Annotated in this window: 28 protein-coding genes; 11 read left to right on the top strand and 17 right to left on the bottom strand. The window is 45.1% G+C overall.

Going from position 1 to position 24,040, the window contains the following annotated elements; translation table 11 throughout:
- Nucleotides 1-81: 81 nt before the first annotated feature.
- The 8 genes from BGM23_RS05355 to BGM23_RS05320 form a co-directional block, all read right to left on the bottom strand.
- Nucleotides 82-402: a thioredoxin family protein gene (locus BGM23_RS05355; RefSeq protein ID WP_015251268.1), complete on the bottom strand. Its 321-nt coding sequence runs from the start codon at nt 400-402 to the stop codon at nt 82-84.
- Nucleotide 403: 1 nt separating this feature from the next.
- A complete protein-coding gene (locus BGM23_RS05350) occupies nt 404-766 on the bottom strand; it encodes a toprim domain-containing protein (protein ID WP_015483668.1) in 363 nt (120 codons plus the stop codon).
- A gap of 77 nt (nt 767-843) precedes the next feature.
- Nucleotides 844-1,080, bottom strand: a complete 237-nt coding sequence (locus BGM23_RS05345; RefSeq protein ID WP_003228581.1) for a YusG family protein — start codon at nt 1,078-1,080, stop codon at nt 844-846.
- Nucleotides 1,081-1,135: 55 nt separating this feature from the next.
- The gene (gcvH, locus tag BGM23_RS05340) at nt 1,136-1,519 is read right to left on the bottom strand and encodes a glycine cleavage system protein GcvH (protein WP_003222781.1); all 384 of its coding nucleotides are present in this window, start codon (nt 1,517-1,519) and stop codon (nt 1,136-1,138) included.
- Nucleotides 1,520-1,585: 66 nt separating this feature from the next.
- Nucleotides 1,586-1,942, bottom strand: a complete 357-nt coding sequence (locus tag BGM23_RS05335; protein ID WP_003222779.1) for an arsenate reductase family protein — start codon at nt 1,940-1,942, stop codon at nt 1,586-1,588.
- A gap of 110 nt (nt 1,943-2,052) precedes the next feature.
- Nucleotides 2,053-3,837, bottom strand: coding sequence for an acyl-CoA dehydrogenase FadE (gene fadE / locus BGM23_RS05330; protein WP_046663937.1), 1,785 nt, complete (start codon nt 3,835-3,837; stop codon nt 2,053-2,055).
- Between the two features lie 14 nt (nt 3,838-3,851).
- A complete protein-coding gene (locus BGM23_RS05325; RefSeq protein WP_003228574.1) occupies nt 3,852-5,027 on the bottom strand; it encodes an acetyl-CoA C-acetyltransferase in 1,176 nt (391 codons plus the stop codon).
- Between the two features lie 10 nt (nt 5,028-5,037).
- Nucleotides 5,038-7,407 (bottom strand): 3-hydroxyacyl-CoA dehydrogenase/enoyl-CoA hydratase family protein, encoded by a 2,370-nt coding sequence (locus BGM23_RS05320; RefSeq protein WP_029725907.1) that lies wholly within the window; start codon nt 7,405-7,407, stop codon nt 5,038-5,040.
- Nucleotides 7,408-7,581: 174 nt separating this feature from the next.
- Here BGM23_RS05320 and BGM23_RS05315 point away from each other — a divergent pair, with 174 nt between their 5' ends.
- Nucleotides 7,582-7,728, top strand: coding sequence for a YuzL family protein (locus BGM23_RS05315; protein WP_003240817.1), 147 nt, complete (start codon nt 7,582-7,584; stop codon nt 7,726-7,728).
- Between the two features lie 24 nt (nt 7,729-7,752).
- Here BGM23_RS05315 and BGM23_RS05310 read toward each other — a convergent pair whose 3' ends face one another.
- Nucleotides 7,753-8,661 (bottom strand): proline dehydrogenase family protein, encoded by a 909-nt coding sequence (locus BGM23_RS05310; RefSeq protein WP_015714674.1) that lies wholly within the window; start codon nt 8,659-8,661, stop codon nt 7,753-7,755.
- A 94-nt stretch (nt 8,662-8,755) separates the two neighbouring features.
- On the opposite strand from BGM23_RS05310, the gene BGM23_RS05305 reads away from it, so the two are divergent.
- The 4 genes from BGM23_RS05305 (at nt 8,756) to mdtP (ending at nt 11,594) form a co-directional block, all read left to right on the top strand.
- A complete protein-coding gene (locus BGM23_RS05305) occupies nt 8,756-9,001 on the top strand; it encodes a hypothetical protein (RefSeq protein ID WP_003228567.1) in 246 nt (81 codons plus the stop codon).
- A 12-nt stretch (nt 9,002-9,013) separates the two neighbouring features.
- Complete coding sequence (locus BGM23_RS05300; protein ID WP_003222766.1) at nt 9,014-9,346, top strand: spore coat protein; 333 nt, start codon at nt 9,014-9,016, stop codon at nt 9,344-9,346.
- A 158-nt stretch (nt 9,347-9,504) separates the two neighbouring features.
- Nucleotides 9,505-9,972: a MarR family transcriptional regulator MdtR gene (gene mdtR / locus BGM23_RS05295; RefSeq protein ID WP_015251263.1), complete on the top strand. Its 468-nt coding sequence runs from the start codon at nt 9,505-9,507 to the stop codon at nt 9,970-9,972.
- Entirely contained in the window at nt 9,969-11,594 is a 1,626-nt protein-coding gene (gene mdtP / locus BGM23_RS05290; protein WP_015384597.1) for a multidrug efflux MFS transporter MdtP, read from the top strand. Before mdtR ends, mdtP begins: the two co-directional genes overlap by 4 nt.
- 35 nt (nt 11,595-11,629) lie before the next feature.
- Here the strand turns inward: mdtP and BGM23_RS05285 are convergent, their stop codons facing one another.
- Together BGM23_RS05285 and BGM23_RS05280 are read right to left on the bottom strand one after the other, a co-directional pair.
- Nucleotides 11,630-12,013 (bottom strand): tautomerase family protein, encoded by a 384-nt coding sequence (locus BGM23_RS05285; RefSeq protein ID WP_029318438.1) that lies wholly within the window; start codon nt 12,011-12,013, stop codon nt 11,630-11,632.
- 18 nt (nt 12,014-12,031) lie between these two features.
- Nucleotides 12,032-12,772 carry an SDR family NAD(P)-dependent oxidoreductase gene (locus BGM23_RS05280; protein ID WP_015714675.1) on the bottom strand — a complete coding sequence of 247 codons (741 nt, stop codon included), beginning with the start codon at nt 12,770-12,772 and terminating at the stop codon, nt 12,032-12,034.
- A gap of 133 nt (nt 12,773-12,905) precedes the next feature.
- Here BGM23_RS05280 and BGM23_RS05275 point away from each other — a divergent pair, with 133 nt between their 5' ends.
- Nucleotides 12,906-13,793 (top strand): LysR family transcriptional regulator, encoded by an 888-nt coding sequence (locus BGM23_RS05275; RefSeq protein WP_015714676.1) that lies wholly within the window; start codon nt 12,906-12,908, stop codon nt 13,791-13,793.
- Nucleotides 13,794-13,812: 19 nt separating this feature from the next.
- Here the strand turns inward: BGM23_RS05275 and BGM23_RS05270 are convergent, their stop codons facing one another.
- The 4 genes from BGM23_RS05270 to BGM23_RS05255 all read right to left on the bottom strand — a co-directional run bounded on the left by BGM23_RS05270 (nt 13,813) and on the right by BGM23_RS05255 (nt 17,513).
- The gene (locus BGM23_RS05270; RefSeq protein WP_003228549.1) at nt 13,813-14,100 is read right to left on the bottom strand and encodes a YusU family protein; all 288 of its coding nucleotides are present in this window, start codon (nt 14,098-14,100) and stop codon (nt 13,813-13,815) included.
- 24 nt (nt 14,101-14,124) lie between these two features.
- Nucleotides 14,125-14,952 carry an ABC transporter ATP-binding protein gene (locus BGM23_RS05265; RefSeq protein WP_010886609.1) on the bottom strand — a complete coding sequence of 276 codons (828 nt, stop codon included), beginning with the start codon at nt 14,950-14,952 and terminating at the stop codon, nt 14,125-14,127.
- 217 nt (nt 14,953-15,169) lie between these two features.
- A complete protein-coding gene (locus BGM23_RS05260; RefSeq protein ID WP_029725909.1) occupies nt 15,170-15,607 on the bottom strand; it encodes a YusW family protein in 438 nt (145 codons plus the stop codon).
- Nucleotides 15,608-15,716: 109 nt separating this feature from the next.
- Nucleotides 15,717-17,513 (bottom strand): M3 family oligoendopeptidase, encoded by a 1,797-nt coding sequence (locus tag BGM23_RS05255; RefSeq protein WP_029725910.1) that lies wholly within the window; start codon nt 17,511-17,513, stop codon nt 15,717-15,719.
- 134 nt (nt 17,514-17,647) lie between these two features.
- On the opposite strand from BGM23_RS05255, the gene BGM23_RS05250 reads away from it, so the two are divergent.
- The gene (locus tag BGM23_RS05250) at nt 17,648-18,490 is read left to right on the top strand and encodes an oxidoreductase (protein ID WP_029725911.1); all 843 of its coding nucleotides are present in this window, start codon (nt 17,648-17,650) and stop codon (nt 18,488-18,490) included.
- Between the two features lie 89 nt (nt 18,491-18,579).
- Nucleotides 18,580-19,041 carry a metalloregulation DNA-binding stress protein MgrA gene (gene mrgA / locus BGM23_RS05245; protein ID WP_015714679.1) on the top strand — a complete coding sequence of 154 codons (462 nt, stop codon included), beginning with the start codon at nt 18,580-18,582 and terminating at the stop codon, nt 19,039-19,041.
- A gap of 42 nt (nt 19,042-19,083) precedes the next feature.
- Here the strand turns inward: mrgA and htrB are convergent, their stop codons facing one another.
- On the bottom strand, nt 19,084-20,460 hold the full coding sequence (htrB, locus tag BGM23_RS05240) for a serine protease Do-like protein HtrB (protein WP_029725912.1): 1,377 nt from the start codon (nt 20,458-20,460) through the stop codon (nt 19,084-19,086).
- Nucleotides 20,461-20,737: 277 nt separating this feature from the next.
- Between htrB and cssR the strand changes: the two genes are divergently transcribed.
- A complete protein-coding gene (cssR, locus tag BGM23_RS05235; RefSeq protein WP_003228529.1) occupies nt 20,738-21,415 on the top strand; it encodes a two-component system response regulator CssR in 678 nt (225 codons plus the stop codon).
- A complete protein-coding gene (gene cssS / locus BGM23_RS05230; protein ID WP_003228527.1) occupies nt 21,412-22,767 on the top strand; it encodes a two-component system sensor histidine kinase CssS in 1,356 nt (451 codons plus the stop codon). The genes cssR and cssS overlap by 4 nt, the downstream gene beginning before the upstream one ends.
- Before the next feature lie 27 nt (nt 22,768-22,794).
- Here the strand turns inward: cssS and spxO are convergent, their stop codons facing one another.
- Nucleotides 22,795-22,959 (bottom strand): anti-adapter protein SpxO, encoded by a 165-nt coding sequence (spxO, locus tag BGM23_RS05225; protein ID WP_003221681.1) that lies wholly within the window; start codon nt 22,957-22,959, stop codon nt 22,795-22,797.
- 167 nt (nt 22,960-23,126) lie between these two features.
- Between spxO and BGM23_RS05220 the strand changes: the two genes are divergently transcribed.
- Nucleotides 23,127-24,002 carry a TetR/AcrR family transcriptional regulator gene (locus BGM23_RS05220; RefSeq protein WP_003243192.1) on the top strand — a complete coding sequence of 292 codons (876 nt, stop codon included), beginning with the start codon at nt 23,127-23,129 and terminating at the stop codon, nt 24,000-24,002.
- Nucleotides 24,003-24,040 lie beyond the last annotated feature (38 nt).

Here is a 24,040-nt window from a genome sequence, read left to right as displayed (position 1 = left end):
ATACATACACATTTCTCTCTTTGTCGCAAGAACCCCTTTATAAAACGAACGACAATTTCATTGGATATGCTGAGAAATATGTCATAAATGGGATGCGGAAGATGATTTTTGTTTGATCAGCTCATATAAATAAGCAACGGAATGAAATGCATATCCTCTTTCGACCATCTTTCCGCCTTTAAACAGCAGAAAACAAGGGACGCTTTCAATTTGATACGCTTTTGCGAATGTCGGAGAGTAATTGACATTGTTTTGATAGAAGGCGACATCCGGCAGCATTTCTTTCACCACTGTCAGCATTTTGCTTGCAAGCTGGCAGGTGCCGCAAAACGGAGTATATAAATATAGAAGGTACACATCATCTTCAATGTGATCAAGTTCGTGTTCTTGGAGTTCTTTCATGCTATACACCTCGGGACTTTCTTTCAAGAAAAATAGTATGGACATTCAGATTCGCACGCAGTAATACAGAAGCGACATGGTGCCTGGGCGCAGCCGCTACTTCCTTATAGGCTCTGTCGATATGGAGATGGCAGGCTTCATTAAATTCACGCTTCAGCTGTTTTCTCAATTTCTCACCTGATTCATCAGCATCAACTAATATATAGACGTCTTTATCATAAAGCTCGTCAGCCAATTCCTCGAGCCTCAGCTGGCTGATTGTTCCGTTTGTGCAGATAATGCGCACCGGTTCATTCAGGACGCTTTCGATTTTCTCTTTATCTGATTTCCCCTCGACAATCATAACCTTTTCCAGCTCATCCATCTTCATCTTGTTCACCTGCCGCGTCAAATTTGAAACGTTCAGATTGTAAAAGAAGGCAGTGAAATTCACCGCCAACATTAACACCAGCCGTTTTCGTAGTCACAATCTACATATTTTGCGTCGTCTCCAGAGACCACATCGGCTGTCTTATAAAATTTCTCATTTTCAAAGGAATAACCGGACTTAAGCTCATATTCATTCATGCTTGTCATTTGGCCGATCATCTCATTATCATGATATAACGAGAGCCGGCCATTTTGAAAGCGGCCTGTCACGTCATTGGTGACATCGAGCTTTTGTTTGTCGAAAGCCATATTGGACACCTCCCATAACGTTAGCGTGTCCAATTGCTTTTACGGCTATCCTGTTTTAGTCTTCTTGTGTCATCTCTTCGTATTGCTCTGCTGTCATCAGTTTTTCAATTTCAGAAGCGTCAGATGGCTCAACGACGATCATCCATGCTTTTTCGTACGGAGATTCGTTGACGAATTCCGGACTGTCATCAAGATCTTCGTTAACTTCCACAACCGTTCCGTTAATCGGTGCATAAAGCTCAGATACCGTTTTAACGGATTCAACACTGCCGAATGGCTCGTCCGCTTTGATTTCAGCGCCCACTTCAGGAAGTTCGACAAACACGATGTCGCCTAGTTCGGACTGGGCAAAATGCGTAATTCCGATTCTGGCTTTTTCTCCTTCAACTTTTACCCACTCGTGTTCTCCTGAGTAACGCAAATCTTTTGGTATGCTCAATTGAATCCCTCCATTTTTTACAGCACTACAATAAGAAGATACCACACTTTTCAAAAAAAATTTACATTAAGCCCAGTTTTCTTCAAATTGGTCTTCTTTAAATCCGACAGTCACTTTTTCGCCGTCTGTTGTAAGCGGGCGTTTGATCAGCATACCATCTGAAGCCAGCAGCTCGAGCTGTTCGTCCTCTGACATGTGATACAGCTTTTCCTTGAGATTGAGCTCGCGGTATTTCATGCCGCTCGTGTTGAAAAATTTCTTGAGATCCAGCCCGCTTTTTTCATAAAGCGCTTTTAATTCTTCTTTGCTTGGCGGCTGCTCAGCAATATGTATTTCGTTTATTTCTTTCCCATGCTCTTCAAGCCACTTCTTTGCTTTGCGGCACGTTCCGCATTTAGGGTACCAGTAAAAAGTTAACGACATCTTCTTCCCCCTCAATAAAATAATCGAGGTTATTTTAACACAGTTTGTTTTAAAAACCTAAAACAGTGCTTCTTAAAAAAGAGCTCCGCGCATGCGGAGCTCATGGCCAATCAGACAATATATTTCTCAGCCTCAAAAATGCCTGCCGCCGCCTCGCGTTTTTTCTGAATCACGTTTTTAGGCGTTACGCGTGTCAGCTTGCGCAGAGCGGAAAGCATCATGCGGAGTGAATCTCCTTCTTCCATTGCGATAAGGGATTCCTTCGCATGCGCTTCAATTTCGTTAAAGGCCTCTTGAACGAAAATTTCTGTGTACAGCACCTTTTGCGCTGCTTTTTCAGCGCCTTGTGCGGCAATGGCCTTTTCCGTTCTGAGCACGGCTGATTCCATTGCGTATACATTGCTGACGATATCCGCTACGTTCACGAGAATTTCTTGCTCACGATCGATCGCTTTTCCGTATTTTTGCGCGGCTAGGCCGGCAGCAAACAACGCAATTTTTTTGGCTTGCTTGACGATATATTTCTCCTGCTCTAAGACGCCGCTTCCAGGCTCTTCAGGCATAAGCATCATGAGTTCTTCCTGCAGCGACTGCGCTTTTTCGAATAAAGGCAGCTCGCCTTTAAGCGCTTTTTTCAGGAAGGTGCTTGGCACGATTAACCGGTTGATTTCGTTTGTGCCTTCAAAAATCCGATTGACCCTTGAATCCCTATAGGCCCTTTCTACTTCGTACTCCTGCATAAAGCCGTAGCCTCCATGAATCTGCACGCCTTCATCAACGATATAATCAAGCGTTTCAGAGCCGAATACCTTATTCAGAGAGCATTCGATGGCGTATTCCGCAATCGATTTGGCGATTTGCCGGCCGTCCTTGAGATCTTCTGCCGTGAACTGGCTCATATTGTCTTCAAACAGCCCGACGGTTCTGTATACAGAGCTTTCCATCGCATACAGCCTTGAGGCCATTGTCCCGATTTTTTCCTGTGTTAATGAAAAACCAGCAATCGGCGTTTTAAATTGGCGGCGCTGATTTGCGTATGCCGCAGACAGCTCGATGACGCGTTTAGATGCGCCGATTGTGCCAACCGCCAGTTTGTAACGGCCGATGTTTAAAATATTAAAGGCGATGACATGCCCTTTGCCGATTTCTCCGAGCAGGTTTTCCTTTGGCACTTCAGCTTGATCCAGAATGAGGGTTCTTGTCGATGATCCCTTGATTCCCATTTTCTTTTCTTCCGGTCCCGTGGAGACACCCGGGAACTCTTTTTCTACAATAAAGGCTGAAAACTTGTCGCCGTCTACCTTAGCGTAAACCACAAATACATCGGCAAAAGCAGAGTTGGTAATCCACTGTTTTTCCCCTGTTAATACATAATGGGTTCCTGCTTCATTCAGCACAGCTGTTGTTTTTGCTCCAAGTGCATCAGACCCAGAGCCAGGCTCAGTCAGAGCATAAGCGGCGATCTTTTCGCCTGAAGCGAGTCCAGGCAAATATTTTTTCTTTTGTTCTTCTGACCCGAAAAAGACGATCGGCAAGGAACCGATACCGACATGCGCGCCATAAGAAAGAGAAAAGCTTCCCGCACGCGAAAATTTCTCAGTGATGAGTGCCGAGCTGATTTTATCAAGGCCGAGCCCGCCGTATTCTTCCGGCACATCGGCGCCAAGCAGCCCTAGTTCGCCCGCTTTCTTCAACAGTCTGACAGAATGCTCGAATTGATGGTTTTCGATATCATCTATATGAGGGAGAACATCTTGCTCGATATAATCCTCTGTTGTTTTCGCAATCATTTTATGCTCGTCAGTGAATTCCTCCGGTGTATACATTTGATCGTATGTGACATCCTCGATTAAAAATCCGCCGCCTTTTTGTACTTCAGCCGCTTTTTTTGCCATTTGTTTTTCCCCCTTTAGCATAATTCAAATACACCGGCCGCTCCCATCCCGCCGCCGATACACATGGTCACGACTCCAAATTGCTCGTTTCTCCGTTTCATTTCATGGATGAGTGAGAGTGTAAGCTTTGTGCCCGTACAGCCAAGCGGGTGTCCAAGCGCGATTGCGCCCCCGTTGACATTCACTTTTTCTTCATCAATTCCCAATTCCCTGATTACTTGAATGGCCTGTGAGGCAAAAGCTTCATTCAGTTCAAACAAGCCGATGTCCTGCAGCTGAAGTCCGGCAAGCTTCAAAGCGCGTGGAATCGCTTCCACCGGTCCGATTCCCATCACTTCCGGCGGCACGCCGCCTACTGCAAAGGAACGGAATTTCACAAGCGGGGCCAGGCCAAGAGCATCGGCTTTTTCCCGGTCCATCAGCATGACAGCCGCCGCTCCGTCACTTGTCTGCGAGGAATTGCCCGCAGTCACCGTCCCGTCAACGGAAAAGGCCGGGCGCAATGTCGATAAGATGTCTGCAGTCGTTTGCGGGCGAACACCTTCATCCTGAGAAAACACAAACTGTTTTTCCATAGGCTTATGGTCTTCTCCGATTTCTGTCACCGTCACTTCTACGGGTACAATTTCATCTTTAAATTTTCCTTCTGCAAGGGCTTTAGCAGCGTTTTGATGGCTGCGAACGGCAAACGCGTCTTGATCCTCACGGGAGACGCCGTATTTTTTCGCGACTTGCTCGGCTGTGTGGCCCATGCTCATATAATATTCCGGTGCCTTTTCTGCCAAAGCAAGGTTCGGACGGGTAACATGCCCCATCATCGGAACTTGCGACATGGATTCTGCTCCGCCGGCGATCGCTGTATCGTAGGCGCCCAGCATAATTTTTTCTGCTGCATATGCAATAGACTGAAGGCCTGAAGAGCAATAACGGTTAACTGTAATCGCTGGAACCGTGTACGGCAGGCCCGCGAGCGCACCGATATTTCTCGCCATATTAAGCCCCTGCTCCGCTTCAGGCGTTGCACAGCCAATAATCAAATCGTCAATATTGCCTTCGTAACCGCCTGCCCGTTTCAGTGTCTCTTTGACACAAATCGCTCCCAAATCATCCGGGCGAACGGTGGCCAACGATCCTTTTTTTGCTTTTCCAACCGGTGTTCTTGCACCTGACACAATGACTGCCTCTTTCATAAGCTCCCTCCTAATTCCGTAAAGGTTTACCTTTCACAAGCATATGCTGCATTCTCGCTTGAGATTTTGCCTCTCCTGCCAAACTCAAAAACGCTTCTCTTTCGATCTCCAATAAATACTCTTCATCAACCTCTGTACCAAACGGCACTTTTCCGCCCGCAATGACATAAGCGAGTTTTTTCGCGATCTTGAAATCATGCTCAGATATATAGCCGGACAGCTTCATCTGCTCAGCGCCAAGCAAGAGTGCCGCATAACCGGTTTCTCCCGGCACCTTGACCTTTTCTTTTACAGGCGGCCGCCAGCCGGTATCGTATAAAGATGCGGCCAGCTGCTTCGCATCGTATAACAGGTGGTCTTGATTCACGCTGATCTGATCCGTTTCTTTTAAGATGTTCATCTCACGAGCCTCTTGAGCGGAAGCGGACACTTTCGCCATCGCAATCGTTTCAAATGTTTTCATTGCCGCATTCATCGGATCAAGGCCGCGGCGAAGATGATTGATGTACAGCTCTTTGTTACCTCCTCCGCCAGGGATGAGGCCGACACCTGATTCAACAAGGCCCATATAGGCTTCGCTTGCCGCTTGAGTACGCGCCGCAGGCAGGCATACTTCCGTTCCTCCGCCGAGCGTCATGCCAAATGGCGCGGCGACGACCGGTTTCGCACTGTATTTGATCTTCATCATCGTCTCCTGAAAACGGCGGATCACAAAATCAACTTCCAAAAAGTTGTCATCTTGGACTTCCATTAAGATCATGGCGAGATTCGCGCCGACGCAGAAATTTTTCCCTTGATTGCCGATGACAAGCCCCTTGTAATTCCGTTCTGTTTCCTCTAATCCTTTGTGGATCATTTGAATGATATCAAGGCCGATCGCATTGCTTTTCGAATGAAATTCAAGAAGGGCCACATCATCTCCAAGGTCAATTAAGCTTGCTCCGCTGTTTTTCGCAATCACGCCTTTTGTTTCTTTAAGTGCTTGTAAATGAATTCGTTTTTTGTTTTCTTTCACGGCTCTGTATTCGCCGCGGTCATAATAAAATACCGTTCCGTTCTCTTTGATGTAGAAGGTTTCATTTCCTTTGTCCAGCATCTCTTTTATCCAGCCAGGCATATCTGCTCCAAGCTGCTCGAGCTTTTCCGCTGACTGCTTGAGGCCGATGGCGTCCCACATCTCAAAAGGTCCCAGTTCCCAGCCGAATCCCCACTTCATGGCTTGGTCAATCGCATGAATATCATCGGCAATCTCGCCAAGCAGCTCGGCTGAGTAAAGCAGGGTTTGAGATGTGATATTCCACAGCAATCGGCCGGCTCTGTCATCCGAATAAATAAGCGCTTTCATTTTGGCTTTTGTCCCTTTTGCCTGTTTTGCCGCTTCAAGTGCCGGTGTTTTCATTTTTGTCCGCTCGCCGTAAGTAAGCGTCACTGGGTCAAGCTCATAAATCGTTTTTCCTTCTTTTTTATAAAAGCCTTGGCCGGCCTTGCTTCCGATCCACCCTTTTTCCAGCATATCGTTCATGAAGCTTGGAAGGCGAAACACTTCTTTTTCATCGCCATCAGCTTTGTCATACACATTTCGGGCAACGTGGGCGAATGTATCGAGACCGACCACATCAAGCGTTCTAAAGGTAGCGCTTTTCGGCCTGCCGATCAGCGGTCCTGTGATCGAATCAACCTCCCCGACCTGATAGCCGCCTTTCAGCATTTCTTGGACTGTCACGAGAAGCCCGTACGTCCCGATGCGGTTTGCGATAAAGTTCGGTGTGTCCTTTGCTGTAACAACGCCTTTCCCGAGGACATTTTCTCCGAAAGCTGTCATAAACTTTAAAATATCAGGATCCGTTTCCTTAATCGGAATGATCTCCAGCAGCTTTAAATAGCGTGCGGGATTAAAAAAATGCGTTCCGAGAAAATGGGCTTTAAAATCATCCGACCGGCCTTCAGCCATTTCCTGCACTGATATGCCGGATGTGTTGCTTGAGACGATGCTTCCAGTCTTTCGATGTTCATCCACAAGAGCGAAAATTTTCTTTTTGACTTCAAGGTTTTCGACAACGACCTCAATAATCCAATCTGCTTCTTTCAGTTTTTCTGCATCATCCTCCAGATTGCCCGGTGTAATATAGGAGGTATTTTTCGCTGATGTGAGGGGAGCGGGCTTTTGTTTCAGCAGTTTTTTCACCGCCTGCCGGCTCAGCCTGCTGCGCACCTCCGGACTGTCCTTCGTCAGCCCCTTTTTTTCCTCTTCCTTTGTCAAATCGTTCGGCACAATATCTAGCAGCAGGACAGGAATTCCGATGTTAGCCAAATGCGCCGCAATCCCGGAACCCATTACCCCCGATCCTAAAACGGCTGCCTTCCGAATGTGTTTGTGCATGAGATATCCCCCTTGAACATTGAATGAATAGTCATTCATTTTTTGACTAAAAAAAATGAAACCCGTTTCTTCTTTTATCTTAAAAGATTTCCGGTTCGACTTCAATAGCTAATTTGTTATTTTTTTGTATGAAGCCTATAAAAGTCGGGCAACTTAAGCCCGGAGGTGAAGGGAATGGTACGAGAGAAAAAAAATCCGTCTTCAGCGGCAGTCAGCGCGGCGAGCGTAAAGGGAGATGCCGGTCCGACTCAGCATTACGGCGGCGGAAAACGGACAAGTCAAAATCAGCAGTATAAAAAACATAACATGGAACAATCATAATGCAGCTGCTTCCCGCGGCTGCTTTCACTTTTTCAAAATTCCTTTTAACACAAACGCTGCATTGGCAGGCCGCTCGGCAATTCTTCTCATAAAGTAGCTGAACCAGTCCGTTCCATATGGGACATACACACGCATTCTGTAGCCTTCCTTGGCGAGTTCCTTCTGACGCTCCGGCCTGATGCCGTATAGCATTTGAAACTCAAATTGCGACGCGGGGATTTGATGTTCGGTGACAAGCTGTTTCGTAAATGCAATGATGTCATCGTCATGTGTGGCGACAGCCGTGTAGTTCCCGCTTAACAACTGCAGCTTTATTAAGCTCTGAAAATGAAGGTCCGTTCCTCTTTTGTCGGGAAACGCTACAGCCGGAGATTCTTTATAAGCTCCTTTTACAAGTCTGAGATTCGGCTTTAAGTCCCGCATCTTTCTGATATCTTCTGCCGCCCGGTACAAATACGCCTGAATGACCGTGCCGAGCTTCTCAAATTCCTGTTTGCATTGCCTGTAAATAGAAAGTGTCTGTTCATAATGAGAATAGTCTTCCATATCAATGGTCACAGCAACATCATATTGCTTCGCAACGGAAAGAATGGCGCGCAAATGAGTAAGAGCAAGTTCTTCTGAAAGATCGAGCCCGATTGAGGTCAGCTTAAGTGAAAGCTCTGAGTCCAATTGATGTTCGGCAATGGCTTGAATGGCTTTCTTGCATTCCTCTGCGACTTGGTTTGCTTCTTTTTCCGAAGCTGCATACTCGCCTAAATAATCAATTGTTGCACACAAACCGGATCTGTTTAGCCTTTTGACGGTCTTAACCGCCGATTCAATCGTATCCCCTGCGACAAACCTTCGTGCTCCAAGCCGCGTTCCGTATGCTTTTGCGAACTTGGTAAGTGTTTTATTTTGAGATAAGAATAAAAACACATGTCTCAACATCCGACTCCCTCCCGCCGTCATCTTCAAAACACCTGTATATAACTCCCAGTCTGAAGGAAACTATAAAATGAACAGAAACCAAAGGAGGATCACAATGGATAATCAGCAGCAATCTCAAATGCCGCCTTCCGTTATTTCGACAAAGGATCATTTGTATCTCAATGACATGCTGAACTGGAATTTGCTCGCGATGAAGAAAGCGCATTTCATGGCGCAGCAGTGCCAGGATCAAACGTTAAAGCAAGAACTCGACCGCGTCGGACACATGCATCATGATCACTATCAAAGAATATTAAAGCACCTGCAGCCAGGCCAGCAGCAGTCCGGCTACATCCAATAAGGAGGCGCCAGAATGAATCAGCAAAATCAAAAAATCAGCAACCCGCAGACACCTGTACCGACAACATCGGAAATGAATGACAGAGATTTCGTCAACGAATTGCTGACAACCGAAAAATACATGACAACAGCTTATTGCACTGCCTTGCACGAATTCAGCCACGAGTCTCTTTATCAGGATATTCAATCCATTTTTGATGAGTCACAAAAAGCGCAAAGAAAACTATATGATCTCATGTTCCAATATGGATGGTATTCTGTTGAAGCGGAGGATGCACAAAAGCTGCAGCAGTCCTATCAAAAATTCCAGCAGACCATTCAGCAGCAGTCTCCTTATCAGCAATAACAACATTAGTAAAAAGGATACGATGTTCTTTCGGGCATCTATCCTTTTTTTGTGTAAAATCAGTTGACTTTTCATTTACGCTTATTTATATTTAATAAGCATTAACTATTTTGTCATTAAAATATATATACAGTGTATGTAACAGAGGGGAAATGAATATGAAGAGTGCGGATCAGTTAATGTCCGATATTCAATTATCGCTTCAGGCGCTCTTTCAAAAGATACAGCCTGAAATGCTGGAAAGCATGGAGAAACAAGGTGTCACCCCAGCGCAGCTGTTTGTGCTGGCCAGCCTAAAGAAACACGGCAGCCTCAAAGTTTCTGAAATTGCCGAGCGTATGGAGGTGAAGCCAAGCGCGGTGACGCTGATGGCAGATCGCCTTGAACAAAAAAATCTTATCGCCAGAACACACAACACAAAAGACAGGCGAGTGATTGATCTCAGTCTTACTGACGAAGGAGACAGAAAGTTCGAGGAGGTTTTGGCGGGCAGAAAAGCCATAATGGCGCGCTATCTTTCCTTTTTGACGGAGGAGGAGATGCTGCAGGCGGCGCATATTACAGCAAAGCTCGCACAAGCAGCAGAAACGGATGAAAAGCAAAACATGAAAAGAGGAAACGGATGAAAATGAGTAAAGAAGGCAAACAATCAAAACGAACGTTATTAATAACAGGCTTAATTATTGCCATGTTTTTTTCAGCCCTTGACGGTACCATTGTCGGAACGGCCATGCCGAAAATTGTCGGTGATCTGGGCGGTTTGAGCATGATGACCTGGCTGACAACTGCATATTTGTTAACATCAACAACCATTGTTCCAATTGCCGGTAAACTGGCTGATTTATTGGGACGCCGCATTGTCTATGTATCAGGTTTGATTATTTTTATGGCCGCTTCTGCTTTGTGCGGAATGGCCAACAACATGACGGAATTGATTATCTTCCGTGGACTGCAGGGCATCGGCGGAGGCATCATGATGCCGATGGCGATGATTGTCATCGGTGACTTGTTCACAGGAAAACAGCGTGCTAAATTCCAAGGTGTCTTTGGCGCAATTTACGGGCTGGCTTCAGTGATTGGGCCGCAAATCGGCGGCTGGATTGTAGACTCGTTAAACTGGAAATGGGTTTTCTATATTAACCTGCCAGTCGGAATTATTGCGGTTATTTTTATTGCCAGAGGATTACAGGGACGCCAGCAGACTGGTCCGATCAACTTCGATATCGCTGGTATTTTCACAATGATTGTCGGTGTGGTCAGCCTCCTGCTCGCCTTAAGCTTTGGCGGAAAAGATTATGCATGGGATTCATGGCAGATTCTTGGGTTGTTCGCTCTCGCACTGATCGGCATTGTCAGCTTTATCATCGTAGAATCAAAAGCAAAAGAGCCAATCCTGCCAATGTATTTATTTAAAAACAGAACATTTACATTTCTAAACTTGATCGGCTTCTTTATGAGTATCGGTATGTTTGGCGCCATTACGTTTGTTCCTTTCTTTATGCAGGGAATTGTCGGTGTAAGTGCGTCTGAATCGGGTACAATTATGACACCGATGATGATTTCTATGATTATTACAAGTATCATCGGCGGACAGCTTGTTTATAAAATTGGGATTAAACCGCAAATCATTACAGGCATGCTGGTTATGGCCGGCGGATTCCTGCTGTTAACGACATTGGATCTCGACACGAGCAAGCTTGTCGCTACATCTTTTATGGCGATTATTGGTCTGGGAATGGGTCTTGTTATGCCGATTCTGACATTGGCTTTACAGGAAAGCTTTTCGAAGGAGGAGCTTGGAGTTGTCACTTCATCCAGCCAATTCTTCCGTTCTATCGGCGGAACATTCGGCATTACCATGCTGGGAGCCGTAATGAATGCGAGATCAGGAAATCTATTAACAGATAAATTGGTGCCATATTTAGACTCTCTTCCGGCACAGGCAAGCTCGTTTGCCGCCCAGCTAAAGGGTATGATTGATACAAATCCGCAAGGGCTGCTGCAATCGCTGTTCAGTCCGGACGCGGTCAAACAAATCCCTGCGGCTTTCTCATCCCATATTGTGCCGATTTTAAAAACATCGTTGATGGATTCGCTCCACAGCGTGTTTTATACGGGCCTGATCTTTATCGCAGTCGGAGCCGTATTCACCTTGTTCTTAAAACCTATCAAGCTATCAAATAAGAAAACGGAAGACCAACAAGAAAAAGAGAAAGCGGCAAAAGCCGTTGAATCACCTTCCCATTAATAGAGCACCCCGCGGGTATCAATCCGCGGGGTTTTTTATTCAATCATCTGGGCTCTTCCATTTCCGAAAGACCAATCCTCAGCCTGATTTCCGGCCAGCATGATAAACACATCTTCTTTTCTGACGCCAAGCTCGGAATGAATCCGGCTCGCGATTGAGCGGTAAAGTGCTTTTTTCTGTTCAGTTGTTCTTGACTGTTTCAGTGTAAAATGAATGTATATCAGTTCATCAGTACGCTCGACTTGGAGATAAAATGGATCATAAAAAAATTCGCTTTTTTCATATTGTCTGATGACTTGGAAATAGTCATCTTCCGGCACATTGATTTCTTCAATCATCGATTGGTGGATAGTCCTGCTCAGTTTTTGAAGCCACACTTCGCTTCTTCCCGACCGTAAATGAATCTGTACAAATGGCATCTCCCCGCATCCCTTTCTTTACAGCGTCTGTCCGCTGTCAATTGTGATAATTTGGCCTGTGAGTGATTCCTGTTCAATTAGTGAACAAATCAATTTGGCAACATCATCTGGTTCAGCAATACACTGCAGCGGCAAAGAGCCGATCATGCTTTTCATTTTTTCTTCCCGTCCGGCCCACCATCTCGTTGCCACAGCTCCTGGTGCTACACCGCTCACTCTGATTTCAGGCGCTAAGGCGTGGGCCAATGATTTCGTTAAACCGTGCACCGCTGATTTTGATACTGCGTAAGGCATAGATGAGCCGACACCAGTTATCCCTGCGATGCTGCCGACGTTTACGATCGCCCCGGCCTTGCTTTTCTTCATGAACGGAACCACTGCTCTCGCGCAAAAAAACATCCCTTTCACATTGACGGCATACAGCTCATCCCAGACGTCTTCTGTCGCAGCCTCAAGATCATCCATTGGAATATGCCGTGTAATGCTGGCATTGTTGACTAAAATATCAACCGTGCCGTGTGTGCTCACGATTGTTTGAACCATATCCTGCACGTCGCTGTTTTTGGATACATCTGCTTGGATGGCGAAGGCTTGCCCGCCAGCTTTTTTAATCATTTCCACTGTTTCCTCCGCTTCTGATTGCGAGCGTGAATAATTCACCGCCACAATCGCCCCGCGCTTTGCCAATTCCATACTGGCTGCTTTTCCGATTCCTGTGCCGCCCCCCGTTACGAGAGCTATTTTGTTCAAGACATTCATTGCCGCCACTCCTTGCTGTTGACTAAAGTATATTTCTGATTCCATTGTAATCCAGCTTTGATGTTACGTATAATGATTGTTAAAGATACTAGATATCACTTAGATTGATAGCAAACGAACGGAGGAGTTCAAAATGGAAAGCGGAGATTTACGTGTGTTTCAAATGGTAGCTCGTGAAGGAACCATTACGAAAGCAGCCCTGCAGCTTGGCTATGTACAATCGAATGTCACGGCCAGAATTCAGCAATTGGAAGCTGAGCTGGGTACCACACTGTTTTTGCGCCATAATCGGGGCATGACACTTTCTGCAAGCGGAAAATTGCTGCTGGACTACGCAAATAAAATTATCGGCCTGCTTGATGAAGCGTCTAAAGCGCTCTCATCCTCCGCAGAACCAAGCGGGCCGCTTATGATCGGCTCCACTCAGACAACCGCCGCGGTAAGGCTTCCAAAGCTCCTGGCATCTTATTATGAAGAACATCCAAACGTCCAGCTATCTTTAACAACAGGACATACGCAATTTCTCCTTGATAAAGTTCTTCGTTATGAATTGGATGGCGCGTTTATCGGATGCGAATGCCATCATCCTGAGCTCGAATCCTATCCTGCGTTTGAGGAAGAACCAGTAGTTGTTTCGGCTGCCTCCGTGCCCGATGTTGAGGAAGCCATCACAAAGCCGATTCTCGTTTACAGCACAGGCTGTTCGTATCGAGAAACACTTGAAAAATGGCTGCGCTCCGTCGGTGTCACACAGCCGGTCATTATGGAATTTGGGACGCTTGAAGCAATTATCGGCGGGGTTACAGCAGGTCTTGGCATCTCGTTGCTGCCAAGAACGGTTGTGCAGAAACATGAAGCAGAAGGATCAATTCGATTGTACCCGCTGCCTGAAGCGCTCAGCCAGATGAAAACAGAGTTTATTGTTCGAAAAGATTCGTTTATCAGCAGCGCGCTGAGAACCTTTATGGATTCCTTTACGCCAGATAAAACGGCTGAATCACAAAAAAGCAGTCTGCTATAATGAACAGACTGCTTTTTGGCTATTGTTTGTTTCGATGCGCTTCATTTAATTCCTTAATATGCTGAATGATCTCTTTAATGCCCTGCTTCGCGTCGGGGTATGTCGCATTCCAATGCTTAGCGAGCGGAGGCATGCTTTTGGCTATATGGGTGTACAAAATCCATTGCTTCACTTCTTCTTTTAGCTCATCGTTTGTTTCACCAAGCAGAAGCTCAGTATACTTCTCCAGCAATCCATCAAGCTGCTCCTGAAGTTTTTGTTCCATTTTCCATCTTCCTTTCGAAAAAACAGCAAGGAGCTTTCTCAATTGAAAGCTCCTTCGCTGCGTTATTTATCCATGTGATGTGAAAGCCGCTTCCTGGACAATGCATCTGCCCCTGCCATGAGGAATGCAAAGAGGCGTTCCGAAGAGCGGGTCCTGTGTAACCTGACAGTTCATAGAAAACACATTTTGCACAAGATCACAAGTGATGACCTCTTCCGGACGGCCTTCTGCATAAATCCGTTTATCTTTTATGGCCACAAGATGATGCGCATAGCGGCACGCCAAGTTTAAGTCATGGAGAACCATAACAATCGTCCGGTCTTCCTTTTCATTCAGCTCAAACAGCAAATCAAGAATTTCAATTTGATGCGTCATGTCTAAATACGTCGTCGGCTCGTCAAGAAGGATGATATCCGTTTCCTGGGCAAGCGTCATCGCGATCCAAGCCCGCTGGCGCTGTCCGCCTGACAAAGAATCAACGGCACGGTCAGCCATGTCCTCAAGCTTTGTTGCTTTAAGCGCTCTTTCAACTGCTTCCTCATCCTCTTTTGACCACTGCTTCAGCCAGTTTTGGTAAGGATATCTTCCTTGCTTCACCAGCTGATGCACCGTCAGCCCCTCTGGAGCCGAAGGACCTTGGGGCAGGATTGCGAGCTCTTTTGCGACTTCCTTCGTCGGAAGCTTGGCAATCGCTCTTCCTTCCAGCAGCACTGAACCGCCTCTCGGCTTCATCAGGCGCGCTAATGAACGTAAAAGTGTCGATTTTCCGCAGCCATTGCTGCCAATAAATACGGTAATTTCACCTTTGGGAATTGTTAAATTCAACTCATCAATAATAACGGCATCCCCGTATCCTAAGCTCAGCGTTTCTGTAGAAATTGCACTCATACCCATAACCGCTCCTTTTTGCTGGCTTTTTAGCAGCACTATGTATTGCACGTTTTCTATATACATGCTTTTAAGTCAATTGTCATCAATGCAAATGATTCCGATATTCAGCCATTTGATATGGTCATATATCCCTCATTGTAGCAGAAAACACTGACTTTGAAAATCATTTTCAATTAGTTTTATGGACATAATTGACGTTTATGGGTTTTTTATCACAAGATTACTTCTTGATTTCTCTGATGGAGCCGTCCTTCAGCTTCAATTTTAAATCGATATGATCATAATGACTGTCCAGATTAAATGCTGCCAGCACACTGTGTATCACTTCTGTTTCAGCCATTTGGTCTGTCACGGAAAGCTCGCTCAAAATCATTTTCATCTCATCTAACGCTTCTTCTCCTTCCTGATTGACACCGGAGAGCTTATCCTGTATTTCCGCTTTTTCCTGAGTCCCGTTCTTTGTATAGATTCCTTCATAACGGTTATGCTCACCATCCCCGTAGCTCACACGAAGCGAAAAATTACTGTAGGGAACGGACTTCAGCTGGGTGACGGCTGTATTTTCTCCTTCTGCCTGATGCTGGTCTTCATTGAAACGGCAGCCCGCAATCAGAACCACTGCGAGACATACAGCCCCGGCTGCTCTGACCAAATGCATATGTTTCCCCCCTGTAGGATTCCATTTATTTTAGGTATATCCAGAGAATGAAATCCTCATTCAGAGAAGAATTGAAAAAGCCGGGGCATTTAACGCCACGGCTTTTTCTTTAAGATTCGGTCATTTGCAAAAAGGTTTCGGCGTCACGCACAGCCAGCTTGATGGCATTCTCCCAAAAATCACGCTTCGTGATGTCAGCGCCCAAATGCTTCATCGCCAAATCCTCCACTGTCATAGAAGCAGTATCGCGCAATAGCGCCATATACTTCTCTTCAAATGCGTTTTTTTCTTCAAGCGCCAGCGCGTAAATGCCAAGAGAAAATAGGTAGCCGAATGTATAAGGGAAATTGTAAAACGGCACCCTCGTGATGTGAAAGTGAAGTTTTGATGCCCAAAAAAGCGGATGATATTCTTCTAACGCATTGCAGTATGCCTCTCTTTGTGCCTCTTCCATCAGCTCATTCAAGCGGCTGGCCGGTACCACTCCCCGCTTTCGTTCCTCGTAGAATCTCGTTTCGAATAGAAATCTTGCGTGAATGTTCATGAAGAACGCAACACTTCTTTGCACTTTATCCTCCAGAAGAACAAGCTTCTCTTCCCTCGTCTCGGCCTGCTGGACAGTCGCGTCCGCGACTATCATCTCTGCAAACGTTGAAGCTGTTTCTGCAACATTCATGGCGTAGGAGCGGTTTAACGGCCTGACGTCGAGCATTGCTTCCTGATGGAACGCGTGCCCGAGTTCATGCGCAAGAGTAGAGACATTTGAGGCGCTGCCCGAAAATGTCATGAAAATCCGGGATTCCCCGCTGTCAGGAAAACTGGTGCAAAAGCCGCCGACTCTTTTTCCGCTCCTGTCTTCCGCCTCAATCCAGCCGTCCCGAAACGCTTTTTCAGTGAATGAGGACAGCTTTTTGCCAAACGTTGAAAACTGGCTGGTAATGATATTTGCGGCTTCATCATACGAATAGACCTTTCCGTCAGAACCGATCGGTGCCTCGACATCGTACCAGCTGAGTTTTTCAAGGCCGAGCATGGATGCTTTCCGGTTCAAAAACTGAACGAACGGCTTCTTGTTTTCAGTGATGACCTGCCACATCGTATCAAGTGTTTCTTTTTTCATCCTGTTAATTTGCAGCGGTTCCTTCAGGATATTCTCCCAGCCGCGCGCTTTATAGGTTTCAAGCCGGAATCCCGCCAAATGATTCAGCGTGCTGCTGAAAATATCTTGCTTGCTCTCCCAAGCTTGGCGGAAACGTTCATATACTGTTTTTCTGACAGTACGGTCTTGATGGTCCATCATATTCTCCGCCTGACCGACAGACAATTGCTTGTTTTCACCGTTTTCCTCATAGGGAATCGTCATTTTCCCGACAACCATATTGTAGAAGTCACTCCAAGCGTGATATCCGTCCACGGCAAGGTTCCCGATCAGTTTTTCTTTACCGGGGCTAAGCTTTTCGGCAACCCTCTGTCTTCTTTCATTTAATATGTAAGAAACATCGCGCAATCCCGGTTTTGTTAACAATTCATTCCACACGTCTTGATCAATGTCCACAAGTTTATGATCTAATGTAACGAGCGACGATTGAAAATCTGCGGAAAGCCGGTTCATGAGTGCCTGATGCTCTATAGCCTTTTGATCATTGATATTCTGGGCCTGGAGGCAAGCAACAAAAGCGCCGGCCTGCTGAAGCTTGACGGATGTCTGTTCGAATAAATCAAGCAACGCGGTCAGCCCTTCAGCCTCTTCAGGCGATTCAGGCACCTGAAACGCATCAGTCCTGTCTTGAAATGCACGCAGACTTTGTGACAGCTTCTCAATATAACCTTTGAATTCTTCTGATTGGCTCCCGCCCTTAAAAAATGAATCAAGATCCCATCTTTGGCCTACCCCTTGCAGCGCCATATCACAAAACCCCTTTCGTTCTTTCGTTCTATTATAGAACAATTCTGAATTGTTGTATAAAAATTTCTTTTTACAGGCGTCATTTCCTGTTCAGGATTGTACAATAGCTGTAGCAGTTTAATAGGAGGGATAGGATGAATAAAAAAATAGCAATCGTAACGGGAGCGTCCAGCGGCTTCGGTCTGCTGGCAGCTGTAAAGCTCGCCCGATCATTTTTCGTGATAGCCACATCAAGACAGCCTGAAAAAGCGGAACAGCTTCGCGAATTGGCTGCAGCACACAATGTGTCTGATTCTATTCACATTACAGCTCTCGATGTCACCGATGAACAATCTATAGTCTCATTCGGAAAAGCCGTTAGTGCTTACGCCCCGATCGACTTACTCGTTAACAACGCCGGAACGGCTTATGGAGGATTTATCGAGGATGTGCCGATGGAACATTTCAGACAACAATTTGAAACGAATGTCTTCGGTGTGATCCATGTGACAAAAACCGTTCTGCCTTACATAAGAAAGCATGGCGGCGCAAAGATTATAAACGTGAGCAGCATCAGCGGACTGACCGGATTCCCAGCGCTGTCACCATATGTTTCTTCGAAGCATGCATTGGAAGGTTTTTCTGAAAGCCTGCGCATCGAGCTGCTTCCGTTCGGTATCGAAACCGCTTTGATCGAGCCGGGCTCATACAAGACATCGATCTGGTCAACGTCATTATCAAATTTTATGTCGGTGCCTGCTGACGATTCAGCCTATCATCAATACTATAAAAAGATCCTTTCCTATGTTCAAAAAAACGGAGAAGAAAGCGGAGATCCCCAAGAGGTTGCCGACCTCATTTATCAATTGGCAACAAAACAGCACATAAAGAAATTGCGATACCCGATCGGAAAGGGCATCAAGCTCACCCTGCTATTCCGATCGCTTTTTCCTTGGTCTGCGTGGGAGTCTATCCTGAAGAAAAAGCTATTCAAATAACCTGAATTATAATAATTATAATTTAGTATTGATTTTTATTTAGTATATGATATAATTAAAACAACAGATCACAAGGAGGACGTTATCTTATGAAAACTGAAAACGCAAAAACAAATCAAACATTAGTTGAGAATTCACTGAACACACAATTATCAAACTGGTTTCTTTTATACTCTAAGCTCCACCGTTTCCATTGGTATGTGAAAGGGCCTCATTTCTTTACATTGCACGAGAAATTTGAAGAACTTTATGACCATGCGGCTGAAACAGTGGATACCATCGCTGAGCGCCTGCTGGCGATTGGCGGACAGCCTGTTGCCACAGTGAAAGAATACACTGAGCATGCATCTATCACAGACGGCGGAAACGAAGCATCAGCTTCAGAAATGGTACAAGCATTGGTAAACGACTACAAACAAATCAGCAGCGAATCTAAATTCGTGATCGGCCTGGCTGAAGAAAATCAAGACAATGCGACAGCGGACTTGTTTGTCGGATTAATTGAAGAAGTTGAAAAACAAGTGTGGATGCTTTCCTCTTACTTAGGATAAAAAAAGCTGAACCCTATTTGGGTTCAGCTTTTTGTTTTTTTCTTAGCTTGAACTGCTTTCTGTCTGCTTGGTCAGTGTCGCGTTCAACGTTTTCGTTTTTCCCTTTCGCAGCACTTGGATTGTTGTTTTATCTCCGACTTTTAAGTCTTTGTAAAGGATCTGACGGATATCCGCACTGCTTTCCACGTCTTTACCGTTTAGTTTGACAATGACATCCTCAGATTTAATACCTGCTTTTTCTGCCGGCGAATTTGCTTGAACTTCTTTTACATAAACACCTTTGCCCAATTGATCTCCAAACAGGCCGAGCGTATTTTCCTGATAGGTTTCAGGAACTTGTGACATGTCAATCATCTGCACGCCTAAAAACGGACGGTCCACCTTCCCGTTTTGCAGCAGCTGGTCAACAATTGGCTCGACATCATTGCTTGGGATCGCAAATCCAAGTGATTCCACGCCGCTTTCGCTCACCTTCAAGCTGTTGATGCCGATGACCTGGCCGCTTGCATTGATTAATGGGCCTCCGCTGTTCCCCGGATTGATCGCTGCATCGGTTTGCAGCACGTTCATTTCCACCGTCCCTTGTGTTGTATCCACATCAATTGTCCGGTTCAGTCCGCTAATGATGCCTTGTGTCACCGTACCGGAAAACTGCTGTCCGAGCGGGTTACCGATAGCGATTACCTTTTCGCCAGTGCGCAGCTGCGAAGAATCACCAAAGCTCGCCACTTTTTTGACGTTCTTGCCGCTGATTTCCAAAACTGCCAAATCAGTAATGGTATCGCTGCCGACAAGCTTGGCAGTTTCCGTTTCTCCGTTGTATAGCGTAACAGTCAGCTTGTTCGCGCCTTCAACGACATGGTTGTTTGTAATGATATACGCTTTATCGCTGTCTTTTTTGAAAATGACACCTGAACCGGTTCCGCTTTCACTTTCTGAGCTGGAGCCTCCTCCCGTGCCGAATGTGTTATTTTGAGAGGTTTGGATATTTGAGATTCCGACAATCGTAGGCTCTAAATCCTCTACCATATCAGCGATGTTTGATGCGTTCGTTATCGGCGCCGTTGTAAAATTATCAGACTGCACCTGTTTATTTGCGGAAGCGGTCTCGGTCGTCTGATTTTGGTCTGACGGCAGATAAGGCGCGATGCCAAGCATGAGGCCCCCGCCGATAATACCGCCTAAAATCGGGCTCAGCCATGCGGCTCTCCGTTTCTTTTCTTTTTTCACAGCCGTTTCTTGCTTTTCCATTTCTAAAGCAGAAGCCGTTTCCTGCCGTCCCGCTTCATACGACACAGGCGCGTCAAGCAATTCTTGTTCAGAATGTCCAATCAGCTTCTGGTTTTCTGTATTCTGCTGTTCTGTATGTGAAGGTTCAGTTTGATGTTGATCGTTTTGGCCATCACGTCGATAATCCAAGTTCTTACACTCCTTTAACGGTTATTCATTTATCGTTACATATTCATCGCATGTACAAGTTCAATTGTCCCAATAATGAGGAGAAAAGCAAAGCACCAAAATAGAATATGTTTGATCATCCTACATCTTCCTCGCTCTTTTTCTCTTCCTTTCTTCCCTTATACATATCATAAACAAACATTGTGGGATAAAAATGAAAAGAATATGTGAAATTATGAAAATTGCCTGCCGTATGTTAAAACTAGTTTATAATGACGTTGAAAGGATGTGAAGAGCCTTGTCATACACCATTTATCTAGTTGAAGATGAGGATAACCTGAATGAACTGCTGACGAAGTATTTAGAGAATGAGGGCTGGAACATTACATCTTTTACGAAAGGTGAAGACGCCAGAAAGAAAATGACACCGTCTCCCCACCTATGGATTCTCGATATCATGCTGCCGGATACCGACGGCTATACATTAATAAAAGAAATCAAGGCGAAAGATCCTGACGTGCCGGTCATTTTTATTTCCGCCCGAGATGCGGATATTGACAGAGTGCTTGGCTTAGAGCTTGGCAGCAATGACTACATTTCAAAGCCGTTTCTGCCGCGGGAGCTGATTATCCGTGTGCAAAAGCTGCTGCAGCTCGTATATAAGGAAGCTCCTCCTGTCCAAAAAAATGAAATTGCCGTCTCCTCGTATCGGGTCGCTGAAGACGCCCGCGAGGTCTATGACGAAAACGGAAATATCATCAATTTGACGTCAAAGGAATTTGATCTGCTGCTATTATTTATCCATCATAAAGGGCATCCATACTCTCGTGAGGATATCCTCCTAAAAGTGTGGGGACATGACTACTTCGGAACAGATCGGGTCGTTGATGATCTCGTCCGGAGACTGCGCAGAAAGATGCCTGAATTGAAGGTGGAGACGATTTACGGTTTCGGCTACAGGATGATGTCATCATGAAAAACAAGCCGCTCGCGTTTCAGATATGGGTTGTCATATCCGGCATCCTGTTAGCGATATCGATTTTACTGCTTGTGTTATTTTCAAACACGCTGCGAGATTTTTTCACTAATGAAACGTATACGACGATTGAAAATGAGCAGCATGTGCTGACAGAGTACCGCCTGCCAGGTTCGATTGAAAGGCGCTATTACAGCGAGGAGGCGACGGCGCCGACAACTGTCCGCTCCGTACAGCACGTGCTCCTTCCTGAAAATGAAGAGGCTTCTTCAGACAAGGATTTAAGCATTCTGTCATCTTCATTTATCCACAAGGTGTACAAGCTGGCTGATAAGCAGGAAGCTAAAAAGAAACGTTACAGCGCCGACGTCAATGGAGAGAAAGTGTTTTTTGTCATTAAAAAGGGACTTTCCGTCAATGGACAATCAGCGATGATGCTCTCTTACGCGCTTGATTCTTATCGGGACGATTTGGCCTATACCTTGTTCAAACAGCTTCTGTTTATTATAGCTGTCGTCATTTTATTAAGCTGGATTCCGGCTATTTGGCTTGCAAAGTATTTATCAAGGCCTCTTGTATCATTTGAAAAACACGTCAAACGGATTTCTGAACAGGATTGGGATGACCCAGTAAAAGTGGATCGGAAAGATGAAATCGGCAAATTGGGCCATACCATCGAAGAGATGCGCCAAAAGCTTGTGCAAAAGGATGAAACAGAAAGAACTCTATTGCAAAATATCTCTCATGATTTAAAAACGCCGGTCATGGTCATCAGAGGCTATACACAATCAATTAAAGACGGGATTTTTCCTAAAGGAGACCTTGAAAACACTGTAGATGTTATTGAATGCGAAGCTCTTAAGCTGGAGAAAAAAATAAAGGATTTATTATATTTAACGAAGCTAGATTATTTAGCGAAGCAAAAAGTGCAGCACGACATGTTCAGTATTGTGGAAGTGACAGAAGAAGTCATCGAACGATTGAAGTGGGCGCGGAAAGAACTATCGTGGGAAATTGATGTAGAAGAGGATATTTTGATGCCGGGCGATCCGGAGCAATGGAACAAACTCCTCGAAAACATTCTGGAAAATCAAATCCGCTATGCTGAGACAAAAATAGAAATCAGCATGAAACAAGATGATCGAAATATCGTGATCACCATTAAAAATGACGGTCCGCATATAGAAGATGAGATGCTCTCCAGCCTCTATGAGCCTTTTAATAAAGGGAAGAAAGGCGAATTCGGCATTGGTCTAAGCATCGTAAAACGAATTTTAACTCTTCATAAGGCATCTATCTCAATTGAAAATGACAAAACGGGTGTAACATACCGCATAGCAGTGCCAAAATAGACTGTAGATGTTTTGCAGTCTATTTTTTTATGTGAAAGAATAGCCGTTAAAATCTCTGTAATTTGTTTTGAGCGGCTGTTTGCATTGATGAACCCATTTTTTCTCTGACAAGGTCTGCTTCGGATATTTGACTTTCTCCACTTTGATTCCTCTGTTTCGCAAGCGGCTGATCATTTCGTCCAATTCTCTCATTCTAGATTCACCCTTTCGCTTGAGCTTTGACCATTCGGTCATCTCAATTTATAATATAAATAATACATGATAAAAAAACAAGTTACAATAAGGTTAATTTTATAACAGACGGTGTGACTATATGGTCATATCCTAGCAGGCCTCCGGGCTCCGAAAGGGTGGAACCATTGAAGGAAAAAGAAAAACTGATTATTGAAACAGCCTTAAAACTATTTGCCCAAAAAGGATACAACTCAACATCAGTCCAGGAAATCGCAAAAGAATGCAAAATATCTAAAGGCGCTTTTTATATTTATTTTCCTTCGAAAGAAGCGCTTCTTCTCTCTATGCTGAACTACTATTATGATAAAACGTTTACCCGAATTTTAAATATTAAAACGAAGGGCGACAGCCCCAGAACGGCTTACCGTAAACAGCTGACCGTCCTCTATGAAAACATTCTTGAACACAAAGATTTTATCAGCATGCAGTTGAAGGAGGGTTCTCTGCCTTACACAGAAGAAGTGGAGCAATGCGCAAAAAAAATCCGCCAGTCCTCACTTCAATTTCATATCGACAGCCTGCTGAACATCTATGGAAAAAAAGCGGAACCCTACACTGCTGAGCTTTGTTTTTTAATAGAGGGCATCAGCCAGATTTACCTGGAATGCATGATTTTGCTCGGGTACACTGTGAAGCCGTCTCAATTAGCTGATATCATTATGAATCGAATTGATGATATGGTAAAAGGCATGTCTGAACGAAACGATAAGCCTTTCATTACATTGGAAGAGGCGAGCTCTTTATTCGGGCCTCTTACGCACGGACGGCCTGACCCGCTGACTGAATCGATTGTGAAAAGCCTACGTGACAAAATAAACAGCTTAAACACAAACTCCTCTCTTGAATTATCGGAGAGCTTGGACATACTTGAAGCAGAAATGAAGAAAAAAACACCGAAGCTGGCGATCATAAAAGGAATGATTCATAATCTGACGGAGTCTGAAGCTCTCGCCAAAGATGCGGAGCAGCTTAAATATTTATTAAAACAGCAACATATTTAGAAGAACGGCTGCTTAAAAAGCAGCCGTTCTTTCTTTCT

Source organism: Bacillus sp. FJAT-14266, assembly GCF_001719225.1.
GTDB classification, from domain to species: domain Bacteria; phylum Bacillota; class Bacilli; order Bacillales; family Bacillaceae; genus Bacillus; species Bacillus subtilis.
The sequence above is the reverse complement of the archived record's forward strand: the minus strand, read 5'-3'. Positions and strand labels throughout refer to the sequence as shown.